This is a genomic window from Alloalcanivorax xenomutans (assembly GCF_032810065.1).
GTDB classification, from domain to species: Bacteria; Pseudomonadota; Gammaproteobacteria; order Pseudomonadales; family Alcanivoracaceae; genus Alloalcanivorax; species Alloalcanivorax xenomutans.
The window spans coordinates 3,135,865-3,157,373 of sequence record NZ_CP136538.1 but is presented as its reverse complement, the minus strand read 5'-3'; the positions used below and the strand labels follow the sequence as shown (position 1 = coordinate 3,157,373).

Here is a 21,509-nt window from a genome sequence, read left to right as displayed (position 1 = left end):
CGAAACAAAGCAGTCGTGGTTCTTTAGCCGCTGTGGGAGCCAGCCTGCTGGCGAATACGGCCTCCGGTATTGGGCATTCGCTTGCGGGCAAGCTCCCACAGCGGCTTCGGCGCCCTCTCTGAATTCGTGTTCCCGGCACCTGCCGATAGGGCATTGCGGGAATTCACAAGCCAGAGCGTCGGACTCTCCTGCAATTATGGGACAGCCGTGGTTCACGGACCGCGATCTTCCTGGGCGTCCAGTGCTAGTCTTCGTCCTGAAGCGGGAAGGCCACCAGGGTGGTGGGCGCCATGGTCACCGACAGGGTTTCGCCGGGGCGTGCTGGTGGTTCCCGGCCGCTGGTCTGACACAACAAGGTGCCGCCGTCCGGCAGACGTAACCGGTGCAGAACCGTGGGACCGGTGAACAGGCTCTTTTCCACGGTCAGCGGGGTGCCCTGGGGATCCGGCAACAGGTCATCCGGCCGCAATAATACATCCACCTCGGTGCCGGCCGGCCAGGGCAGGGGGCCGTCACGCAGTTCCCCCAGCACGGTGCCAACCGCGCCCGCGGCGGTGACGGTGCCGCGCAGGAAGGTGCCGTAGCCGGCGAACTCCGCCACGAAACGGCTGCTCGGCGCGTGATAGATGCGATGGGGACTGTCCCACTGGGCCAGGGTCCCGGCCCGCATGACGCCGACCTGGTCGGCGAGCAGAAACGCCTCTTCCTGATCGTGAGTGACCATCAGTGCCGCCACCTGCTCCTGACGCAGAATATCACCCATCTCCTCGGCCAGGGCCCGGCGCAAATCCAGGTCGAGGCTGGCGAAGGGTTCATCCAGTAACAGTAAGCGCGGGCGCGGCGCCAGGGAGCGGGCAAGGGCCACCCGTTGTTGCTGGCCGCCGGACAATTCGTGGGGATAGCGCTGATCCAGCCCTTCCAGACGTACCCGGCGCAGGCACTGGGCGACCCGGTCGCGGCGTTGCTCCGCTGTCTCCCGGCGCAGTGCGAAAGCCACGTTCTCGGCCACGGTCAAATGGGGGAACAGGGCGTGTTCCTGAAACACCATACCGAGCCGCCGGCGTTCCGGCGCCAGTTGATAGCCGGGGCGGGCCACTTCCTCGCCGCCGATATGGATGTGGCCGGCCTGGATCGGTTCCAGCCCGGCCACCGCTCTCAGGGTGGTGGTCTTGCCGCAGCCGCTGGGCCCCAGCAGACAGGCGATCCGCCCTTCCTCCAGGGTGAAACTGACGCCGTTCACGGCGCGGTAGTCACCGTACTGGCAGGCCAGATCGGTAACGGTCAGCAGAGGCTGGGACATGGGCCGCGATATTGTCAGTGCTGGCCGTGGAGCAGGAATTCCAACAGCGCCTTCTGCGCGTGCAGGCGATTTTCCGCTTCGTCCCAGACCACGGAGCGCGGGTCGTCGAGCATGTCGTGGCTGATTTCCTCGCCACGGTGGGCGGGCAGGCAATGCATGAACAGCGCCTGCTCGTCGGCCAGGTCCATCAGCGCCGGGGTTACCTGATAAGGGGCGAAATGCCGGGCCCGCTCCTGCTGTTCCTGCTCCTGACCCATGGAGGCCCAGACATCGGTGGTGACCAGATGAGCGCCGGCCACCGCTTCGCGCGGGTCGCGCACCACCGACACCCGCCCGGCGTTGTCCGCCATCAGGGCGGCGTCGGGTTCAAAGCCTTCCGGGCAGGCCACCACCAGTTGGAAATCGAACTGGCGGGCGGCATTGATGTAGCTGTTACACATGTTGTTGCCGTCGCCGACCCAGACCACCTTGCGGCCCTTGATCTCGCCCCGATGCTCCACGTAGGTCTGCATGTCGGCCAGCAACTGGCAGGGGTGGAAATCGTCGGTGAGGGCATTGATCACCGGTACCCGGGAATGTTGCGCGAAGGTTTCCACGGTGCGGTGATCAAAAGTACGGATCATCACCGCGTCCACCATGCGCGAGAGCACCCGGGCGGAATCCTCCACCGGCTCGCCACGGCCCAACTGGGTGTCGCGGGAAGACAGGAAAATACTGGCGCCGCCGAACTGGGTCATGGCCACTTCGAAGGACACCCGGGTACGGGTGGACGACTTTTCAAAGATCATGCCCAGGGTTTTGCCGCGCATCGGCTCATGGAACTGGCCGGTGCGCTGCATGGTTTTCAACTCCACCGCCCGTTGGATCAGGTAGCCCAGTTCTTCCGGGGTCAGGTCCAGCAAAGTCAGAAAGTGGCGGGTCATGAGGCCTCCTGCTCATCGGCATAGCGGTGGATCACAGTGCTCAGGGTGTGGACCAGTTGATCGCGCTCCGCGTCGCTGATAATCAACGGCGGCAGCAGCCGGATCACCGAGCCGGCGGTGACATTGATCAACAGCCCGGCTTCGCGGGCCCGATCCACCAGTTCGCCGCAGGGACGATCCAGTTGAATGCCCACCATCATGCCCCGGCCGCGGACCTCCTGGACCAGGGACACACCGGACAGCGCCTCGCGCAGTTGCGCGCGCAGGGCCTCGCCCTTGTCGGCGACCTGCTCCAGCACGCCGTCCCGCAGCGTATCGATGACCGCCAGCGCCACCGCGCAGCCCAGTGGGTTGCCGCCGAAAGTGCTGCCGTGATTGCCGGGTCCGAACAGATCGCTGGCCGCGCCACTGACCAGGCAGGCGCCAATCGGGAAGCCGTTGCCCAGTCCCTTGGCGGTGGTCAGCACGTCGGGGCGGACCTGCTCCGCCTGGCAGGCGAAGTAGGTGCCGGTGCGGCCGTTGCCGGTCTGAATCTCGTCCAGCATCAACAGCCAGCCGCGCTGATCGCAGAGTTCGCGCAGCTTTTGCAGATAGCCGGGGCTGGCCGCGTTGACGCCGCCTTCGCCCTGGACCGGTTCCACCAGCACCGCCACGACATTGTCATCGGCGGCTTGGTGGACCGCATCGAGGTTGTCGTAAGGCAAACGGCGGAAGCCTTCCAGCAGCGGTCCAAAGCCTTCCTGGACTTTCTGGTTGGCGGTGGCGGACAGCGTCGCCATGGTGCGGCCATGGAAACTGCCTTCCATCACCAGTACCACCGGCTTTTCCACGCCGCGGCGGCGGCCATGCAGCCGCGCCAGCTTGATCGCGGCCTCGTTGGCCTCGGCGCCGGAATTGCCGAAGAACACCTTGTCCATGCCGGACAGCTGGCACAGTCGCTCGGCCAGTCGTTCCTGAACGGGAATACGATACAGGTTGGAGGTGTGCATCAGGCGTTCGCTCTGCTCACGAAGCGCCTGGACCACCGCCGGATGGCAGTGACCGAGATTACACACGGCGACACCGGACACCGCGTCCAGATACGCCTTGCCTTGTTCATCGTACAACCATACCCCCTGGCCGCGAACGAAAGCGATGGGCTGCCGCGCGTAGGTGGGGATCAGGAACTGCTCGCTCATGATATTAGGGTCCGTGAAAATAAAAACGGCAGCCGAGGCTGCCAGTGGACCAACGATAATACTCACGCTTGAAGGGCGGCGCAACGCGCGGGCCCTGGGGCGCTCGGCCTGTGGCATACTGCCTGTTCACTCTCCGCCGACCCGATAATGTCCATGAACCCCGTACAATTGAGTATCTTCGCCAACCGCCTGGCCGGCATCTGTGACGAGATGGGGGCGCTGCTGCGGGCCAGCGCGCTGTCACCGAACATCAAGGATCGCCTGGATCTGTCCTGCGCGCTGTTCGACGCCGCCGGCCAGCTCTGCGCCCAGGCCGCCCATATACCAGTGCATCTGGGTTCCATGGCCTACGCCATGGCCGATCTGGTGGGACAGCGGGACTGGGCCGCCGGCGACCTGCTGGTGGTCAACGACCCTTACCTGGGCGGCACCCATTTGCCGGACGTCACCGTGGTGGCGCCGGTGCTGGTGGCCGGTGAACTCATCGGTTTCGCCGTTACCCGTGCTCATCACGCCAACATCGGCGCCCACTCGCCGGGATCCATGCCGGTGTCCCGGACGCTGGAAGAAGAAGGCCTGGTGATCGCGCCGCAGTGGCTGAAGCGGCGCGGTGAATGGCAGGTGCCGCTATGCCGGCGACTGGCCGGGCTGGACGGTCCGGGGCCGCTGCCAGTGGATGTGCCCCGGTTCGCCGACTTCGCCGCCCAGGCCAGCAGCTGTCTGGCCGGCGCCCATCGTTTGGCGGAACTGGCCGGGGAGCGGGGCGCGGAGTGGGTGGCGGCGGCGATGGGCGCGCTGAACCGCTATGGCGAGCGGCGTATGCGTCAGCGCCTGGCGGCGCTGCGTGACGGCGTTTATCGCTTCCGCGACTGGATGGATGACGATGGCCAGGGCCATCGCGATATCGCCATTGCCGTGACGTTGACGGTGGACGGCGAGCGGGCCCATCTGGACTTCAGTGACAGCGCCGGCCAGGTCGACGGTAACATCAATTGCCCGCTGTCGGTGGCGGCGGCCGCGGCTTATTACTGTTTCCGCTGCCTGTTGCCTGACGACGCGCCGTCCTGCGCCGGGCTGTTCCGTCCGATCACCCTGGAAGCGCCCGAGGGCAGTCTGGTCAACGCCCGCCGCCCCGGCGCGGTGGCCGCCGGCAATGTGGAAACCAGCTCCCGTATCGTTGACGTGGTGCTGGGGGCGCTGGCCCAGGCGGAGCCTGAAGCAATCCCCGCAGCCAGCCAGGGCACCATGAACAACCTGGCCATGGGCGAGGGCGGCGAACGGCCCTGGGATTATTACGAGACCATGGCCGGCGGCACCGGCGGTCATGCCTTGGGGCCGGGGCTGTCGGCGGTGCACAGCCATATGACCAATACCCTGAATACGCCCATCGAAAGCCTGGAAGAGCACTATCCGCTGCGCGTCTGGCGGTACCGGCTGCGCCGCGGCAGCGGTGGCGAAGGCCATCACCGTGGCGGCGATGGCATCGAGCGGGAACTGGAATTCCTGGCACCGGCCCGTTTCACCCTGCTCACTGAACGCCGCCACCATCGGCCCTGGGGGCTGGCCAGCGGCGGCGCCGGGGCGGCAGGGGAGAATCGGCTCAACGGCGAGTTGCTGCCGGCCAAGGTCAGCGCTCACGCCAAATCCGGAGACCGGCTGTTGCTGGCCTCTCCCGGCGGCGGTGGCTATGGCCCGGAGAAAGGTCACCAGGGACGGCGGTAACAAGAGAGTCACAAAAGGTAAAGTGACTTCGCTGTAAATACGAATTGTTTTCATTAATCTTCCTGCTTCTTTACAAAGCTGACAAAGTTGCGGGAACGATAATATGCAAATTCGTACTCTTTTCTGGGGCGCGGCGCTAACGCCGGCCCTGGTGCTTGCCGAAACCGAGTCCCACCGGCTGCCGGCGGTGGACATCATCGGCTCCTCCGCCGACGCTTTCAGTCTGTCGGGCTCCGCCTACGTATTGAGCAATGAGGATCTGGAAAAGAAAGAGTACACGGACGTACATCGCATGCTGCAGGATGCGCCCGGCGTTTACCTGCAGGAGGAGGACGGCTACGGCTTGCGCCCGAATATCGGTATTCGCGGGGCCGCCAGCGGCCGTTCCGAACGGGTGTCGCTGATGGAGGATGGTGTGCTGATGGCACCGGCACCCTACGCGGCCCCGGCGGCGTATTATTTTCCCAGTGCCGGCCGCTTTCACGGCATCGAGGTGCTGAAAGGGCCGGACACCCTGCGCTACGGCCCCTTTACCGTCGGCGGGGCGATCAACTTCCTGTCCACGCCGATTCCCGACTCGCCGGCCGGCATGATGCAACTGGAAACCGGTGAAAACGGTCACCAGCGTGGCCATGCCTGGTATGGCGCCACGCATGGGCAATGGGGCTTCCTGCTGGAAACCCATCAGCAAAGCAGTGACGGGTTCAAGGATGTGGACCGCTCTGATCGCGATACCGGTTTCGACAAGCGCGACTATATCGCCAAGCTGCGCTGGACCAGCCCGGCGGAGGCGTCGCTGCGGCAGGCGCTGGAACTCAAGCTGTCCCATTCCAGTGAAGTCTCCAACGAAACCTACCTGGGCCTCAGCGATGGCGATTTTCACGACGACCCCAACCGGCGCTACGGACTCAGCGCCCTGGATCAGATGGACAACGATCATGATGGCATCGCCCTGCGCCACCATCTGGTGCTTGGCGACCGCACCCAGCTGGAGTCGGTGATTTACCGCAATGAGTTTCAGCGTGACTGGTTCAAGGTCAGTGGTGCCGGTGGCCGCGGCCTGGGCGGTCTGATCGATGACGCCAACGGCGGTGACGCCGATGCCCGGGCCATCCTGGACGGCAGCCAGGACGTGTCCGACGTGACGGTGAAGCACAATAACCGGGAATACACCGCCAAGGGGGTCCAGAGCGAGCTGGCCCACGCCTTCACCACCGCCGCTCTGGAGCATGAGATGGTGGTGGGCGCGCGTTTCCATCAGGACGAGGTGGATCGTTATCAGCCGGTGGAGGTGTTCTCGCAGACCAATGGCGTGCTGGTGCCCAGCGGCTACGTGGCGCCCACCGGTGGTGATAACCGGGTGGAGGAGGCCGATGCCTGGTCGGCCTGGCTGGTGGACAAGATTTATATCGGCAAGTTGATTCTGACCGGCTCGCTGCGTTATGAGGATATCCAGTCCAAAGCCCGCCGCTACGGTGATCCGGGGCGCGATACCGTGAGCCGGCGCGACAGCAATGACGTCAGCGAGGTGCTGGCCGGATTGGGCGCCACCTATCTGCTGAGCGATCAATGGTCCTTGCTGGCCGGCGTGCATCAGGGGTTCGCCCCGGCTGGCGCTTCCGCCACCGATGGCACCGACCCGGAAAAAAGCGTGAACTACGAGGCTGGCGCCCGCTACTGGGGCGAGCGTGTGAACGTGGACGTCATCGGTTTCTATAGCGATTACGAGAACACGCTGCAGAACTGCTCGCTGGCCTATCCTTGCGATCTGGCTGGCGGCGGCAGCCAGGACTCCGGCTCGGTGAGCTTCGGTGAGTCCCGCGTATACGGGCTGGAACTGGCGGCCGGCAGCACGCTCTGGCGGGCGGCCAATGGCCTGACCGTGCCGCTGCGGCTGGCTTACACCTACACCCGCGGCAAGGTCACCCGATCCTCCGAGTCCAGTGATGCCGCGGTGGAAAGCGGAGATCGCTTGCCTTACTTGCCGGAGCACCAGGCCAGTCTGACGGTGGGGTTGGAGCAGCCGGCCCAGTGGGGCGGCTATCTGACCACCCGGTACGTGGAGGGGATGTGCGTCACCGGCGCCTGCGACAACGGACTGGAGCGTACCGACGATCTGTTGGTGGTGGATCTGACGGCGTCCTACTACCTGACCAGCGCTGTGGAGGTCTACGGCAAGGTGGACAACCTGTTCGATGAGCAGAAAATCGTCGCCCGCAGCCCGGATGGCGCCCGCCCGAACCTGCCGCGTACCGCCGCGCTCGGCATTCGTGCCCACTTCTGAGCGGCCTCGGGGCCGGGCTTGAAAGGGCCCGGTTCCGTCCCCACCCTCTGCCCACGGCGCCGGAAGTGCTACACTGACCGGTAACTTCAATCAGCCATCCAGCCAGGTAGTCTTTTATGGACGACGTGCTTCAGGTCATCAAAGACCAGATAGCCCAAAACCCGGTGCTGCTCTACATGAAAGGCACCCCGCAGTTTCCCCAGTGCGGCTTCTCCGCCCAGGTAGTGGAAGCGATGACCAAGGTGAACAAGCCGTTCGCCTACGTGAACATTCTGGAAGCCCCGGAAATCCGTGAGTCACTCAAGGAATACGCCAACTGGCCGACCTATCCGCAATTGTGGGTTAATGGCGAGCTGGTCGGCGGCTGCGACATCATCATGGAAATGTTCCGCTCCGGGCAGCTGCAAACGCTGATCGAGAGCGCCGCGGCGGAAAGCGACGCGGAATAAACTTCCGATGCGACGAGAACGCACCGGCATACCCGCCGTTCACGGCGGGTTTTCCCTTGTGATTTAACTGGAGAGAAAACGAGATGGGCGTATTGGTAGGTAAACCCGCACCCGACTTCACCGTTCCCGCGGTATTGGGCGATGGCAGCATCGTCGACGAGTTCACCCTGTCCGAGGCGATCAAGGGCAAATATGGTCTGGTGTTCTTCTACCCGCTGGACTTCACCTTCGTCTGCCCGTCCGAGCTGATCGCTCTGGATCACCGCATGGACGCGTTCAAGGAGCGCGGCGTGGAAGTGATCGGTGTCTCCATCGACAGCCATTTCACCCACAATGCCTGGCGTAACACCCCGGTGAACGACGGCGGTATTGGCGCGGTGAAATACACCCTGGCCGCCGACATGAATCACCAGATCGCCCAGGCCTACGATGTCGAGTCCGAGGGCGGCATGGCGTTCCGTGGTGCCTTCCTGATCGACAAGAACGGCGTGGTGCGCAGCCAGATCGTCAACGATCTGCCGCTGGGCCGTAACATCGACGAACTGGTGCGTCTGGTGGACGCCATCCAGTTCCACGAAGAGCACGGCGAAGTGTGTCCCGCCGGCTGGCAGAAAGGCGACGCGGGCATGAAGGACAGCCCGGAAGGCGTGGCCTCCTACCTGTCGGAGAACGCGGACAAGCTGTAAAAAACACGGCTTTGACCAGGAAAGGGCGCCCAATGGCGCCCTTTCTTCGTTCTGGTGCTCCAACGCGCTTTCGTTCCCTCCCGCGATCCCGTCGGTTTATAGTTAGAAACCATTTTATGGCGGGGGAGCGCCATGGCGGTTCAGAGGTTGCTATTGAGTGGCCAGCCGGTTCCGGTTTTCAAGCAAACCGTGGAAACCTTCTACCAAGCCACCGGTTGCAAAGTTGACTTTACTCATCTGGGCAGGGGGTTGCCCTGGGTGGATATGCGCCGGCGACCACTGCATGGTTTGTGGGTCGTCGAAGCGGAATCGTCGCCTTACTGCAACAAGGTATTAAGAACCGCCGAACAGGACTGTGATCTTCTCAAGCTGGGGGTCGCCATCCGCGGTAGACTGCGTTCCGAGCAGGCCGGGGCTGATATTCGCATGTGCCCTGGTAAAAGCGCCCTGATCGCGGCGGACCGAGTTGGCTCGATCAGTGCCCAGGGACTATGCCGCACTCTGGCGTTGGCCATTCCCAGGGAAAGACTGGCGGGGAGGCTCGATCAACTCGACAAGGTCATGCGTGAAGGGTTGTCGCATGGCCCTGAAATGCGACTGCTGGAATTCTATTTGCTTTCGCTTATGCAGGAACAGGAGGATTACCATCCTGGCGCGGAGCAGCGCATAGCGGAACACCTTTGCGATCTGGTCAATCTGCTGCTTGGTGCCCGGCACAGTGATGCCGAAGCCGGACGGCAGCGCGGTGTACGGGCAGTGCAGATCGCCAGACTCAAGGCGGACATCGATGCTCACTTGGGTAACACCGAGTTGTCTCTGGATTGGCTTGCCCAGCGCCATGGCCTTGGCCGGCGGGCGATTCGTAATCTTTTCTATGCGGAAGGGACGAACTTTACCGATTATGTTTTGAGCAAGCGCCTTGACCTTGCCTATTCGTTGTTAATCTCCCCCGCGTGCTGCAAACGTTCGATTATCTCGATTGCCGTTGACGCCGGTTTCGGTGATATTTCCTGGTTCAATCGTACCTTCCGGCGCCGCTTCGGAATGACTCCCCGGGAAGCCCGCGACAGGGCCCTTCACCCATCCCATTGAGGGCGTCTCCGCCCCAGCCGGTCCCATCCTCCCACCTCATTCTCCAAGTATTGCAGGCCGCGCCTTTATAGGCTTCCGGTAGCGCGTCGTCTGTTCGGAAGAAGAGGCGACGCCGGGCAATAACAATCACCCGATGGCCCGGCAAGAAGGCCGTCGGAAAATGAATTGAGGGAAAGCACAATGAAACGTTTCTTGGTGCTATTGCAGGGGCTGTTGGTGTCAGCCTCGACGCTGGTTTTGTCGGCCTGCAACAGCGGAGGAGGAGGTGACGGTCCGGGGATTGCCGATGCCCCGGCTCCGGGAGAGGACGGCGCCCCGGTGGAGCGCTACGCCCTGGTAACCTCCTATAGCGACGGCACTCTGTCCAGTTACGCGGTACGGGCCGGAAGTGGTCTCATGCGCCTGGTGGACAAGGTACCGTCCATGACCCAGGCCGTCACGGTGGCGCTCAGACCCGGTCACGATGAGGTTCTGGCTCTGAGCCTCAACGGGCTGGTGAGCCGCTTCCAACTGGCCGCCGATGGCCGCTTTTCACCGATGGACCAAACCATACCGGGAAGCAATAACCTGACTGACATGGTGGTGCATCCGTCGGGGCGGTGGGTTTATATCACCAGCCTGGAAGATGGCGCCAACGGAATCTATCAGTTGCGGTTTGATGAGGACAATAACGGCGAATTGGTGGCGATGGAGCCGGATGACTTCGTCGAGCCCGATTACATTGCCTCCGGCTTCGTCGAGCTGGTTGTCAGCCGTGATGGCCGCCATCTGTACGCCGGGGATCTGGCCCACAACCGCATCGTTCAGTTTGACGTGGGCGAAGATGGTGCGATCGCCTACACGGGGCATATCGAGACCGGTAACGCGCCCTATAATCTGGCCGTGCATCCGGAGCAACCCTGGCTGTACGCGGCCAATCGGTTTGATGGCACGCTGGAACAATATCGCATTCTGCCCGATGGTGGACTGGAGCCTCTGGCCGAGCCGTTATCCGTGGCTCAGGACATTAACGTCAACGTGCAGTTGGAAGGTCTGGTGATCGACCAGAGCGGCCGGTTTCTTTATGTCTCGGATCTTGTCGGTGACAAGATCTGGCAATTCCAGGTGACGGAGGGGGGAGCGCTAGCCGCGCTGGCCGTGCCTTCAGTTGATGTCGGCGAGGAAGTGACACCCCGGAAGCTGGTATCCAGTCCGGTCAGCGGCCGCATTTACCTATCGGACGGTGGCGCTGGCGCGATGCTGGCCTTCGCCATCAAAGAGGGGGGAGAGCTGGAACCGATGACGCCGGACCGGCTGGCGCTGGATACGTATCCCTCGGATATGACGTTTTCCACGGGCGCGGCCCTGACCCATCATGTCCGTGCCGCCTATGTCATCAATGGTAATGACGGTGACATCAGCCAGTTCGCCATGGCCGATGATGGGACCCTCTCCTCCCTGGGTGACAGCAACCCCGCCACGGGTGCATACCCCATTGCGATTGCCGCCCATCCTTCGGCCCGGACCTTCTATGTAGCGAATTTCAATGACGGTACCGTGTCCCAGTTTCGCCAGGTCACCTCTCAACAGATCGACCATGACGTGGACGAACTCGCGCCGATACAGGCGGCGGTGACGGTGGACGCCAAACCGGCGGCGCTGGCCGTGCACCCTTCCGGCAACTTTCTCTATGTGGTGAGTAAGCAGAACCAGAGCGTGTCCGTTTATAACCTGGAGGTGAATGGCGAGATTGAGGACAACAACGGCATTGGCGCTTATATGCCCGATGATCCCAAGCTGGTGGACAAGGAGCAGGTGGATTTCCTCAATCCGGCCGCGCTTGCCATTGACCCCGCCGGCCGCTTCCTATGGGTGGTCAACGATCATGATCCTGGGTTTATCGTCCTGTTCCGAATCGATACCAGTGATGGTTCCTTGACCAAGGTTGACGGTGCCACCGAGTCCGCCGGTAAGAACCCCAAGGCCGTCGCCATCAACGCTTCCGGCGAGGTGGTATATGTGGCCGCCTCCGGTGACAACGAAATTCGCAGTTATTCGGTGGCCGGCGATGGCACCTTGACCGCCGGGCAGTCAGGGTTCAGTGGCCAGGGGGCGGTCAGTCTGCTGGCTTCCCCCTCTGGAAAGGTGCTCTATGTGGTCAATCAGGTGGATTCCAGCGTGCTCTGGTACGGGGTGTCGGATGTGGGGCTGGTGTCTTCCACCGGCACGGCGCCTCTGGGGATTACCATCGATCCCGGTGAGAGCCATGTGTTGGTGAGCAACCTGGCGAGCGCCAATCTGACCCGTTTCAGCGTGGCGGAGGACGGTACTTTGAGTGTGGAGGAGACCGTGGCCACGGGGCTGGCGCCCCAAGGCGTGGCAATCTCGGGCTATACGGAGTAAACAGGGGCCCCTGCCTGCGAGCGAGGGGGCTGCTGCGGGGGCGGCCCGAGGGCCGCGACCTTTTCCGGACGCGGTCCCCCTCAGTCCAGTTCCCGCGCCAGGGTCGGCGGCATCTTGGCGGGCGGTGGCGGCGGCCAGCCGCCCAGATCGCGGAAGCGATTGACCATGGAACAGAACAGCTCGGCGGTGCGGGTGGCGTCGTACAGGGCCGAATGTGCCTCGCGCTGGCTGAAGCGGATGCCGGCGGCTTCGCAGGCCTTGGCCAGCACCGTCTGGCCATAGACCAGACCGGCCAGGGCGGCGGTATCGAAGCTGGAAAACGGGTGGAACGGGTTGCGTTTGACGTCGTTACGCTCGGAAGCGGCGTTGAGGAACCCCTGGTCGAAGAAACTGTTGTGCCCCACCAGCACCGCCCGATTACAGCCGTTCTGCTTCACCGCCTTGCGTACCGGGTCGAAGATTCCGGTCAGCGCGATGTCCTCGGCCACCGCGCCGCGCAACGGATTGCTCGGGTCGATGCCGGTGAAATCCAGCGCCGCCTGCTCGATATTGGCGCCAGGAAACGGGTCCACGTGGAAGTGGATGCGGGTGGCCGGACGCAGGTAGCCACTGGCGTCCATTTCCAGCAGCACCGCCGCGATTTCCAGCAGGGCGTCGTGGCGCGCGTCGAAGCCGCCGGTCTCCACGTCCACCACGACGGGCAAAAAGCCCCGGAAGCGCAAGGCAAGGGAAGGGTGTTTCTCGCTCATGGGGTCTCCGTACAAAGCGTGCCCATGCTACGGGGCCAGATATCCCCGCACAAGGCCGCCGGCCCAGGGCTGAAGGGGCATTCTACACAAAACGGCGCGGCGGGACGTGGCTTCCGGGGACAGGTGACGGCGACGGACGGTGGCGGGTACAATATGCGGTCTTTCGTTCACTGCCATCGTCCGGCCAGGCCGGCGGTGCGCGTCCATCGTGTGGAGCTTTGCATGTCCGGCATCAAGAAAGTGGTATTGGCCTATTCCGGTGGCCTGGATACTTCGGTGATCGTCAAATGGTTGCAGGAAACCTACCAGTGTGAGGTGGTGACCTTTACCGCCGATATCGGCCAGGGTGAGGAAGTGGAGCCGGCCCGCGCCAAGGCCCAGGCCATGGGCGTGAAGGAGATCTACATCGAGGATCTGCGCGAGGAGTTCGTGCGTGACTACGTGTTCCCGATGTTCCGCGCCAACACCATCTATGAGGGCGAATACCTGCTGGGCACTTCCATCGCGCGCCCGCTGATCGCCAAACGTCTGGTGGAAATCGCCGAGGAAACCGGCGCCGACGCCATATCCCATGGTGCCACCGGCAAGGGCAATGATCAGGTTCGCTTCGAACTGGGCGCCTACGCGCTCAAGCCCGGCATCCAGGTGATCGCGCCATGGCGGGAATGGGAACTGAATTCCCGCGAGAAACTGATGGCCTTCTGCGAGGACCACGAGATTCCGGTGGATTTCACCAGCAAGAAGAAGAAATCCCCGTACTCCATGGACGCCAACCTGCTGCACATCTCCTATGAAGGCGGCAATCTGGAAGATCCGTGGTGGGAAGCCGAGGAAGACATGTGGCGCTGGAGCGTGAGCCCGGAAAACGCCCCGGATCAGCCCACCTACGTTACCCTGACCTACGAGAAGGGCGATATCGTCGCCATTGACGGCGAGCGTCTGAGCCCCGCCGAGGTGCTCACCAAACTGAACAAGCTGGGCGGCGACAACGGCATTGGCCGTCTCGACATCGTTGAAAACCGCTATGTTGGCATGAAGTCCCGGGGCTGCTACGAAACCCCCGGCGGCACCATCATGCTGCCGGCCCATCGCGCCATCGAATCCCTGACCCTGGACCGTGAGTCCGCGCATCTGAAGGATTCGGTGATGCCCAAGTACGCCGAGCTGCTCTACAACGGCTACTGGTGGAGCCCGGAACGTCTGGCGCTGCAGAAGCTGATCGACGCCACCCAGGAACACGTCAATGGGGAAGTGCGGGTCAAACTGTATAAGGGCCACGTGGCCGTGGTGGGCCGCCGTTCCGACAACGACAGCCTGTTTGACGCCTCCATCGCCACCTTCGAGGACGATGCCGGCGCTTACAATCAGAAGGACGCCGAGGGCTTCATCAAGCTCAATGCCCTGCGTTTGCGCATCGCCGCCAAGAACGGTCGCAAACTGTCGTAACCGGGCCGTCATCAACGGCTTGTAAAAAGCGGATCGCGGCCCGTGGGCCGCTCCTACACTGGCATCGACCAGCAACTGTAGGAGCGGCCCACGGGCCGCGATCGTTTGAGAAGACGTCGCGCGCGCTTCTGTGTAGTCTGCGCAGAGAAGTGGTGAGGGTTCAGGATGAAGAAATCCATCGTTGGCTGGCGGGAGTGGGCCAGTCTGCCGCAGCTGGGTATTCAGGCGATCAAGGTCAAGGTGGACACCGGCGCGCGCACTTCGGCGCTGCACGCCTTCAGTGTCGAGCACTTTCAGCGCGATGGCGCTGATTGGGTGCGTTTTCTCATTCATCCGTTCCAGCATTCCGACGATGTTCGCGAGTGCGAAGCGCCGGTGTTGGAGTACAGGGTGGTATCGGATTCCGGCGGCCACCGTGAACGGCGCCCGGTGATCGTCACCGAGGTGGTGATGGGTGGGCAACGGTGGCCGATCGAGGTGACCCTCACGGATCGTGACACGATGAAATTTCGCATGTTGCTGGGACGCACCGCCATGAAGCGCATCATGGTGGATCCCCGGTCTTCTTTCTTACTCGGTGGTAATGAGCGTCAGCCATGAAAATCGCCATTCTTTCCCGTAACAAGCATTTGTATTCCACGCACCGTCTGTTGGAGGCGGGCAGGCAAGCCGGTCATGAGATGCACGTCATCGATACGCTGCGCTGTTATATGAGCATGGTCTCGCACAAGCCGGAGATTCATTTCAAAGGTGAAGTGCTGGAAGGCTTTGACGCCGTGATCCCCCGGATCGGTGCCTCCATCACCCAGTACGGTACCGCGGTGCTGCGCCAGTTCGAGATGATGGGCGTGTTCCCGGTGAACGAATCGGTGGCCATTTCCCGCTCCCGGGACAAGCTGCGCTCCCTGCAGTTGTTGTCACGCAAGGGCGTGGGGCTGCCGGTGACCGGGTTTGCCCACTCTCCGGATGATATTCCCGACCTGATCAGCATGGTCGGCGGCGCGCCGTTGGTGATAAAAATGCTGGAAGGCACCCAAGGGATCGGCGTGGTGCTGGCGGAGACGGTGAAGGCGGCGGAATCGGTGATCGAGGCCTTCATGGGGCTGAACGTTTCGGTGATGGTGCAGGAGTACATCAAGGAAGCCGGCGGTGCCGATATTCGCTGTTTCGTGGTTGGTGGCAAGGTGATCGCGGCGATGAAACGGCAGGCTAAGGCCGGCGAGTTCCGTTCCAATCTCCACCGTGGCGGCACCGCCAGCCTGATCCGCATTACCCCGGAAGAACGGGCCACCGCGGTTCGTGCCGCCCGCATCATGGGATTGAACGTGGCCGGCGTGGACATCCTGCGTTCCAATCATGGCCCGCTGGTGATGGAAGTGAACTCCTCGCCGGGCCTGGAAGGGATTGAATCGGCCACCGGCAAGGATGTGGCGGGCATGGTGATCCGCTTCCTGGAAAAGGATGCGCGGCCTTTCCGCACCCAGACCAAGGGGGCGAAGGGATGAAAGAGAGTTAACAGTTAATAGTGAATAGTGAACAGCGAAAGGCAAAAACCAAGGGCGAAGACCACTGGCTGATCCGGTGCGGGTAATTGATGAAAAACAGCAACCCCAAAAACCCTAAAGAACCAAAAGCGGCGCCGTTTCAGTTGAACGGTATCACCGTGGCGCCGGGGACTCGCGCCAAGGTGGAGTTGCCGCTGGCGCAGCTTTACACACAGACGCCGTTGAACGTGCCGATCCATGTCATTCACGGCCGTCACCCCGGGCCGGTGCTGATGGTGAGCGCGGCCATTCACGGTGATGAACTCAACGGCGTGGAAATCATCCGCCGTCTGCTGCGCCATTCCTCCTTGCGCCGTCTTAATGGCACCTTGCTGGCGGTGCCGGTGGTCAATGTGTTCGGGTTCATTCACAAAACCCGTTATTTGCCCGACCGCCGGGACCTCAATCGCTGTTTTCCCGGTTCGGAGACCGGCAGCCTGGGAGCCCGCATGGCCTGGCAGTTCAAGACCCAGGTGCTGGATCGCGCCACCCACGCGGTGGATCTGCATACCGGCGCCATCCATCGCGCCAATTTGCCGCAGATCCGCGCCGACCTGTCCAATCACGCCACCGCCGAGATGGCCAGCGCGTTCGGTGTGCCAGTAGTGATCAACTCGGTGCTGGGTGAGGGCACTCTGCGGGAAGTGGCGGAGGCTCAGGGCATCCCGGTGATCACCTACGAAGCCGGCGAGGCGTTGCGTTTCGAGGAAGGCTGTATCCGCGCCGGGGTGCGGGGCGTGCTCAATGTCATGCACCATCTGGGCATGACCGGCCCGCGCAAGACCCGGGCGCCGCTGGAACCTCATATCGCCCGCTCCTCCAGTTGGGTTCGCGCGGATCGGGACGGTGTGTTCCTGCCGCTGGTGGCGCTCGGCGCCTGGCTGAAGAAAGGCCAACTGATCGGCCGCATTTCCAGCCCGTTCGGCGGCGAGGATGTGTCGATTCATTCTCCCTGTGCCGGCATTCTGGTGGGCCGCAACAATCTGCCATTGGTGAACGAGGGCGAGGCGCTTTATCACATCGCCCGCTTCGATGAGGTGCAGGAAGTGGCGCAGAATCTGGAGGTGTTTACCTCCGATATCGAACACGGCCCGACCCTGGCGGGGGAGCCGCCCATCGTTTAGCGTTGCCGCTTTCGCTATTCTTTGTCCCACTGATCGTGATTGGGAGACACCATGCCTGTGCCTTCACCCCGGACTTTGTACCGGGGGCTGCGGAACCTGCTGCGTTTTCTTGCCCGCCCGGTGCGCCGCGCCGAGGGGCGGGGTGAGCGGGTAATTCAATGCTACCGGGGTTATGGGTCGCGCCAGGAGCTGTTTCTCATCGGTCGTGTATTTCGCCAGCCAGGCCTGGGGCTGGACCTGGCGGAGGGGCCGCTCAACGATCTGGTCAACGTGGGGCGGCGCACGGTGCGCTGGGGTATCCGTGGAGCCCGGGTGCGAGTGCGTGCTCTGGGCTCCCGGGAGGAAGTGAAAACCGACGGCGACGGCTACTTCACCGTGCGTCTGCCGATTCAGGACACGCTGCCCGCCGAATCGTCCTGGCAGACCGTGCGGCTGACGCTGTTGCCGGAGCGGGACAATGACGAGCCGGCCAACGCGGACGCGAAAGTGTACATTCCGCCCGCGGATGTGGATCTGGCGGTGGTCAGCGATATCGACGATACCGTGATGTTCACCGGCGTCGCCAACAAGCTGTGGATGTTGTACCGGTTGTTCGTGGAAAAGGCCCGTCATCGCACCGCCTTCCCCGGCGTCTCCGCTTTGTACCGCGCTTTGTTTCAGGGCCTCGATGGTGAGCGGCGCCGGCCCATGCTGTATGTGTCCCGGGCGCCCTGGACCATCTATGAAATGCTGTCGGAATTCTTTCACCTCAATCGCATTCCCCATGGCCCGATTTTGTTCCTGCGTGAATGGGGGCTGACGCTGCAGCGGCCCTGGCCGCGCCGCGCCAAGGATCACAAGGCGCTGCTGATCCGGCGCATGATGGCGTTGTATCAGCAACTGCCGTTCGTGCTGATCGGTGACAGCGGCCAGCGCGATCCGGAAGTGTACGCACAGATCGTCGCCGAGCATCCGGGGCGGGTGAAAGCGATCTACATTCGCCATGTCCATCAGAGTCCGTCCCGGGACCGTGAGATTCACCGGCTGGCGCGTCAGGTATCGGCCCAGGGCTGTGAAATGATTCTGGCTCGCAACAGCCTGGAGATGGCCAGCCACGCCCATCGTCTGGGGCTGATCAGCGACGCCGGCCTGCAAGAAGTCCGTGCCGACAGTCAGCGCCGGCAACAGGACTAGGCCGACGGAACCGCGACTGTCCCACAGATTGGACTACGAAGCCGCTGTGGGAGCTTGTCCGGGCGGCGGGCCGCTGCAAGCGAATACCCTGACTCCGAAGCCAATTCGCCAGCAGGCTAGCTCCCACAGCGGCCTTGTAGTCATCCCTTCAGCACTTGCCGATATAGCGCTGCCAGGACGCAGTGGCTGATCGCTCCCACCGTGGTCTTGACTCCTTCGCGCAAATATTCAACGCTTGATGAGTTTTTATTCATCGGATGATGAATAAAGCGGCCGGGCATTGTGTTGCGCGCCGGTCCGCAAACACCACCGAAAAACAACAACGACAATCAGGAGAACAACAATGACGAGTAGACCCATGCGGTCCCTGATGATCGCGTTCCTGAGCTTGACGGCCGCCGCCGCCCCGGCGCTGGCCAGCGCCGGCGCCTGGCAGAACAATCTGCCGCTGGGCGGCTTCAACAAGGTGCATCTTTATACCCCGGACAGCGACTCGCCAGTGGGCAACGGCAAGGCGCTGCTGATCGTGCTGCACGGCTGTACCCAGTCCATCGATGCCTATAAAACCGCCAATCTGGAAGCGGCCGCGGAAGAGTACGGCATGGTGGTGGCGGTACCGGATGCCATGAACAAGGCGGGTTTCAGTTGCTGGTCCTACTGGCAGGGCAGCAAATCCCGTTCCGCCGGTGACTACAAGAACCTGATCAACCTGGCCAATACCCTGTCCGGCGATGCCGCTCGCGGCATTGATCCGAACCAGGTTTACATTGCCGGTTTGTCGTCCGGCGCCAGCTTCGCCAATACCACCGCCTGTCTGGCGCCGGATGTGTTCGCCGGGGTCGGGGTCAGCGCCGGCCCCAGTGTCGGCACCAGTTCCAGCGGCGCCATTGGTGTGTGTGAGCAGGCGGACGTGGAAAGCCGCTGCCGCAATCTCGGTGGCGGTTATCAAAGCGCCTTCGACACTCAGATCGCTTCGATCGCCCATGGTGACGCCGATACCACCGTGGACACCTGCTACAACCGGCAAAACGCGGAAGGCATGGCGGGGCTGTACGGTGTCAGCGAAATTGCTGGCAGCACCGTGGTCAGCGCCGACGGCGGCAGCGCGGAGGAATTCCTGTGGCAGGATGGCCGCGTCTCCATGCTCTGGTTTCACGGCCTGGACCACTCCTGGTCCGGCGGTCAAGGCGCCTCCGGCAGCTATGTCAGCGGCGCCAGCATCAATTACGCCCGTTATCTCGGTGGTTTCTTCGCCGGGCACAATGCGCGGATCGACCGTAACCGGGTGCCAACCCTGGCCCAACTGGAAGTCACCGTCAGCACGGACCGGATCCAGGTCAGCGGGCAGGCCAGTGACGAGGATGGCACGGTCAGTGACGTACTCATCGTCATTGAGGGGGTGAATGGCGGCGGCGGCACCCTTTCCGCCACCACCGACAATGACGGCTATTTCCAGGCCACCAGCGATCCGCTGGCGGACGGCCTGTATACCGTGGCGGTGACCGCCGCCGATGACGACGGTGGTGAAAGCGAACCGGCTATCCGGACCGTGCGGGTAGGGCCGGAACCACCGCCCAGCGCGCCGGTGCTCAGTGACATCGCGGTGAGCGTGGACGGGCAATGCGCCACGATCAGTGGCCAGGTGGTGGACGATAATCAGGATCTGGCCAGCGTGACGGTGGCCTTCGCCAGCGGTGCCCGGGCAGCGGAGGTCGATGGCGTACGCTACAGCGCCCGGGCCTGTGACTTGCCGGGCGGCGCCCAGAGCGCCACGGTGACCGCCGAGGACGAAGGCGGGCTGAGCAGCAGCGATCAGATCGACTTCGTTATCGACGCCGGCCAGGTGGCGACCCTGGATCAGCACATCAGCGCCGGACGGCTGGACTACACCAATTACGCCGATTGCTATCTGGAATACGGCGCGGAGGCGTTCAAGCTGAGCGAAGCAACGGTCAGTGGCCAATGCCAGTGGCAGGATGACGATGCCAGCTGCGCGGGACCGGTACAGGCTTGTTCCGGATCCGGCGGTGGCGGTGACCCGGAGCCGCAGCCGGGCGACGAGTGCCAGTCCCAGTCCACTTACAACTACTACCACAAGGTGGCGGGGCGGGCTTACAGCACCGGCAATTACTATGCGCCGGACTACTTCGCCCAGGGTAGTGATGAACCGATGGCCGGCTCCACCTGGGGCATGACCGCGTTGTACAGTGAGGATGGCGGTAATGCCTGGCGGCTGGGGGCGTGTCCCTGAAGTGAGGTCGAAGCCGGGAAACACCGGCGGTTGTTGAACCCGGGGGGCTTGCGTACTATCCGTCCATGACGACCAAGCCCCCCAAGTCCGCGAAATCCCCGGCCAGGAAGAAAGCCGTGGGCCGCCCCCGTTCCCGCGATGGCGGGGGCAATCGCGACACCTTGATTCTGGACGCCGCCGAGCGTCTGTTCGCCTACCACGGCTATGATGCCGTCACGTTACGGGCGGTGGCCCGCGAAGCCGATGTGGATCTGGCCCTTATCGGCTATTACTTTGGCGCCAAGCAGAAGCTGTTCGATACCGTCTTTCAGCGCCGGGCGCGTATTCTCAACGAGGACCGCCTGGCGGCGCTGGCTTCGGCCCGCGCCGAATGCGATCCGATACCGCTGGAAAGGATTATCGAGGCCTATCTGCGCCCGTTGGAAATGGCTCAGGAAAGCGAGGACCAGGGGTGGCGGAACTATTGCGCGCTGCTGGCCTACGTGAACACCTCGCCGGTATGGGGGCCGGTACTGATGAGCCGCCATTTCGACGGCCCCATGGAGGCGTTCGTGGAGGCGCTGGCGGCGGCCCTGCCAAGGGCGGAGCGCGCCGATCTGTACTGGTGCTACCACTTCATGTCCGGCGCCATGTCACTGACGTTCGCCAACACCGGCCGTATCAACGTCATGTCCGGCGGCCTGTGCCGCTCCGACGACTTCCAGACCGCCTATGACCGCATGATCCCGTTCGTGGTGGCGGGATTCGAGCGGGTGTGCGGCCCGCTGAAATGAGCGCCGGATTCAGTCCTTCTTATCCACCGCGCCGCCGGCTTCGCGCCAGGCTTTGAAACCTCCTTCGATGTCACACACCGGGCCAAAGCCCATCTCCACCAACTGCTGGGTGGCCAGGGCGGAACGGTGACCCAGGGCGCAGAACAGGACGAAACGCTGGCCGGTGGCGAACGCGTCCTTGTGATAGGGGGAATCCGGGTCGACCCAGAACTCCAGCATGCCGCGCGGGCAGTGCAGGGCGCCGGGCACGGTGCCTTCGCGTTGCAGCTCGCGCACGTCGCGCAGATCGACGAAGCGGGTGCCGGGATCGTCAAGCAGGGCGACCGCGTCCTCCGCCGTCAGGGATTCGATGCGGGCCTTGGCCCGCCGTACCAGTTCGTCACTGCTCAGGGTCAGTGTTGTCATCATTCTCTCCCGATCATGGCTTGGTGCG

The 21,509-nt window shown here is 63.1% G+C and carries 18 protein-coding genes; 13 read left to right on the top strand and 5 right to left on the bottom strand.

What is annotated here, in order from left to right:
- Positions 1 to 244: 244 nt before the first annotated feature.
- The 3 genes from RYH70_RS14485 to RYH70_RS14475 are packed head-to-tail and all read right to left on the bottom strand — an operon-like array spanning position 245 to position 3,401.
- The gene (locus tag RYH70_RS14485) at positions 245 to 1,300 is read right to left on the bottom strand and encodes an ABC transporter ATP-binding protein (RefSeq protein ID WP_233926154.1); all 1,056 of its coding nucleotides are present in this window, start codon (positions 1,298 to 1,300) and stop codon (positions 245 to 247) included.
- 14 nt (positions 1,301 to 1,314) lie between these two features.
- Positions 1,315 to 2,223 carry an ornithine carbamoyltransferase gene (gene argF / locus RYH70_RS14480; RefSeq protein ID WP_022995752.1) on the bottom strand — a complete coding sequence of 303 codons (909 nt, stop codon included), beginning with the start codon at positions 2,221 to 2,223 and terminating at the stop codon, positions 1,315 to 1,317.
- The gene (locus RYH70_RS14475) at positions 2,220 to 3,401 is read right to left on the bottom strand and encodes an acetylornithine transaminase (protein ID WP_055098880.1); all 1,182 of its coding nucleotides are present in this window, start codon (positions 3,399 to 3,401) and stop codon (positions 2,220 to 2,222) included. Before RYH70_RS14475 ends, argF begins: the two co-directional genes overlap by 4 nt.
- Before the next feature lie 153 nt (positions 3,402 to 3,554).
- On the opposite strand from RYH70_RS14475, the gene RYH70_RS14470 reads away from it, so the two are divergent.
- The 6 genes from RYH70_RS14470 to RYH70_RS14445 all read left to right on the top strand — a co-directional run bounded on the left by RYH70_RS14470 (position 3,555) and on the right by RYH70_RS14445 (position 12,016).
- Complete coding sequence (locus RYH70_RS14470) at positions 3,555 to 5,123, top strand: hydantoinase B/oxoprolinase family protein (protein ID WP_055098881.1); 1,569 nt, start codon at positions 3,555 to 3,557, stop codon at positions 5,121 to 5,123.
- Between the two features lie 103 nt (positions 5,124 to 5,226).
- On the top strand, positions 5,227 to 7,407 hold the full coding sequence (locus RYH70_RS14465; RefSeq protein WP_080531324.1) for a TonB-dependent receptor family protein: 2,181 nt from the start codon (positions 5,227 to 5,229) through the stop codon (positions 7,405 to 7,407).
- A 116-nt stretch (positions 7,408 to 7,523) separates the two neighbouring features.
- Positions 7,524 to 7,856, top strand: coding sequence for a Grx4 family monothiol glutaredoxin (gene grxD / locus RYH70_RS14460; protein WP_022995756.1), 333 nt, complete (start codon positions 7,524 to 7,526; stop codon positions 7,854 to 7,856).
- Positions 7,857 to 7,939: 83 nt separating this feature from the next.
- On the top strand, positions 7,940 to 8,542 hold the full coding sequence (locus RYH70_RS14455) for a peroxiredoxin (protein WP_022995757.1): 603 nt from the start codon (positions 7,940 to 7,942) through the stop codon (positions 8,540 to 8,542).
- A gap of 132 nt (positions 8,543 to 8,674) precedes the next feature.
- Positions 8,675 to 9,634: a helix-turn-helix domain-containing protein gene (locus RYH70_RS14450; protein ID WP_051414209.1), complete on the top strand. Its 960-nt coding sequence runs from the start codon at positions 8,675 to 8,677 to the stop codon at positions 9,632 to 9,634.
- 180 nt (positions 9,635 to 9,814) lie between these two features.
- Positions 9,815 to 12,016 (top strand): lactonase family protein, encoded by a 2,202-nt coding sequence (locus tag RYH70_RS14445; RefSeq protein WP_284455027.1) that lies wholly within the window; start codon positions 9,815 to 9,817, stop codon positions 12,014 to 12,016.
- 80 nt (positions 12,017 to 12,096) lie between these two features.
- On the opposite strand, the gene rnt is transcribed toward RYH70_RS14445, so the two are convergent.
- Positions 12,097 to 12,765, bottom strand: a complete 669-nt coding sequence (rnt, locus tag RYH70_RS14440; protein ID WP_022995760.1) for a ribonuclease T — start codon at positions 12,763 to 12,765, stop codon at positions 12,097 to 12,099.
- A gap of 222 nt (positions 12,766 to 12,987) precedes the next feature.
- Between rnt and RYH70_RS14435 the strand changes: the two genes are divergently transcribed.
- From RYH70_RS14435 to RYH70_RS14405, 7 genes are all read left to right on the top strand, one after another.
- Positions 12,988 to 14,211: an argininosuccinate synthase gene (locus RYH70_RS14435; RefSeq protein WP_022995761.1), complete on the top strand. Its 1,224-nt coding sequence runs from the start codon at positions 12,988 to 12,990 to the stop codon at positions 14,209 to 14,211.
- Between the two features lie 165 nt (positions 14,212 to 14,376).
- Entirely contained in the window at positions 14,377 to 14,811 is a 435-nt protein-coding gene (locus RYH70_RS14430; RefSeq protein WP_022995681.1) for an ATP-dependent zinc protease family protein, read from the top strand.
- Positions 14,808 to 15,716: a 30S ribosomal protein S6--L-glutamate ligase gene (gene rimK, locus RYH70_RS14425; RefSeq protein WP_022995682.1), complete on the top strand. Its 909-nt coding sequence runs from the start codon at positions 14,808 to 14,810 to the stop codon at positions 15,714 to 15,716. The genes RYH70_RS14430 and rimK overlap by 4 nt, the downstream gene beginning before the upstream one ends.
- A gap of 89 nt (positions 15,717 to 15,805) precedes the next feature.
- Positions 15,806 to 16,879 carry a succinylglutamate desuccinylase/aspartoacylase family protein gene (locus RYH70_RS14420; protein ID WP_022995683.1) on the top strand — a complete coding sequence of 358 codons (1,074 nt, stop codon included), beginning with the start codon at positions 15,806 to 15,808 and terminating at the stop codon, positions 16,877 to 16,879.
- 51 nt (positions 16,880 to 16,930) lie between these two features.
- On the top strand, positions 16,931 to 18,052 hold the full coding sequence (locus RYH70_RS14415; RefSeq protein WP_022995684.1) for an App1 family protein: 1,122 nt from the start codon (positions 16,931 to 16,933) through the stop codon (positions 18,050 to 18,052).
- 343 nt (positions 18,053 to 18,395) lie between these two features.
- The gene (locus tag RYH70_RS14410; RefSeq protein ID WP_317009323.1) at positions 18,396 to 20,303 is read left to right on the top strand and encodes an extracellular catalytic domain type 1 short-chain-length polyhydroxyalkanoate depolymerase; all 1,908 of its coding nucleotides are present in this window, start codon (positions 18,396 to 18,398) and stop codon (positions 20,301 to 20,303) included.
- A gap of 116 nt (positions 20,304 to 20,419) precedes the next feature.
- On the top strand, positions 20,420 to 21,076 hold the full coding sequence (locus tag RYH70_RS14405; RefSeq protein WP_022995686.1) for a TetR/AcrR family transcriptional regulator: 657 nt from the start codon (positions 20,420 to 20,422) through the stop codon (positions 21,074 to 21,076).
- Positions 21,077 to 21,085: 9 nt separating this feature from the next.
- Here the strand turns inward: RYH70_RS14405 and RYH70_RS14400 are convergent, their stop codons facing one another.
- Positions 21,086 to 21,484 (bottom strand): rhodanese-like domain-containing protein, encoded by a 399-nt coding sequence (locus RYH70_RS14400; RefSeq protein WP_026949706.1) that lies wholly within the window; start codon positions 21,482 to 21,484, stop codon positions 21,086 to 21,088.
- Positions 21,485 to 21,509: the final 25 nt, after the last annotated feature.

Bases quoted from the DNA above. Each gene is read 5' to 3' on its own strand.
- RYH70_RS14445 (WP_284455027.1), top strand. From the start codon at position 9,815: ATGAAACGTTTCTTGGTGCTATTGCAGGGGCTGTTGGTGTCAGCCTCG.
- rnt (WP_022995760.1), bottom strand. From the start codon at position 12,765: ATGAGCGAGAAACACCCTTCCCTTGCCTTGCGCTTCCGGGGCTTTTTG.
- RYH70_RS14415 (WP_022995684.1), top strand. From the start codon at position 16,931: ATGCCTGTGCCTTCACCCCGGACTTTGTACCGGGGGCTGCGGAACCTG.
- RYH70_RS14400 (WP_026949706.1), bottom strand. From the start codon at position 21,484: ATGATGACAACACTGACCCTGAGCAGTGACGAACTGGTACGGCGGGCC.
- RYH70_RS14430 (WP_022995681.1), top strand. From the start codon at position 14,377: ATGAAGAAATCCATCGTTGGCTGGCGGGAGTGGGCCAGTCTGCCGCAG.
- grxD (WP_022995756.1), top strand. From the start codon at position 7,524: ATGGACGACGTGCTTCAGGTCATCAAAGACCAGATAGCCCAAAACCCG.
- RYH70_RS14475 (WP_055098880.1), bottom strand. From the start codon at position 3,401: ATGAGCGAGCAGTTCCTGATCCCCACCTACGCGCGGCAGCCCATCGCT.
- RYH70_RS14435 (WP_022995761.1), top strand. From the start codon at position 12,988: ATGTCCGGCATCAAGAAAGTGGTATTGGCCTATTCCGGTGGCCTGGAT.
- RYH70_RS14450 (WP_051414209.1), top strand. From the start codon at position 8,675: ATGGCGGTTCAGAGGTTGCTATTGAGTGGCCAGCCGGTTCCGGTTTTC.
- rimK (WP_022995682.1), top strand. From the start codon at position 14,808: ATGAAAATCGCCATTCTTTCCCGTAACAAGCATTTGTATTCCACGCAC.
- RYH70_RS14410 (WP_317009323.1), top strand. From the start codon at position 18,396: ATGACGAGTAGACCCATGCGGTCCCTGATGATCGCGTTCCTGAGCTTG.
- RYH70_RS14420 (WP_022995683.1), top strand. From the start codon at position 15,806: ATGAAAAACAGCAACCCCAAAAACCCTAAAGAACCAAAAGCGGCGCCG.
- RYH70_RS14470 (WP_055098881.1), top strand. From the start codon at position 3,555: ATGAACCCCGTACAATTGAGTATCTTCGCCAACCGCCTGGCCGGCATC.
- RYH70_RS14455 (WP_022995757.1), top strand. From the start codon at position 7,940: ATGGGCGTATTGGTAGGTAAACCCGCACCCGACTTCACCGTTCCCGCG.
- RYH70_RS14465 (WP_080531324.1), top strand. From the start codon at position 5,227: ATGCAAATTCGTACTCTTTTCTGGGGCGCGGCGCTAACGCCGGCCCTG.
- argF (WP_022995752.1), bottom strand. From the start codon at position 2,223: ATGACCCGCCACTTTCTGACTTTGCTGGACCTGACCCCGGAAGAACTG.
- RYH70_RS14485 (WP_233926154.1), bottom strand. From the start codon at position 1,300: ATGTCCCAGCCTCTGCTGACCGTTACCGATCTGGCCTGCCAGTACGGT.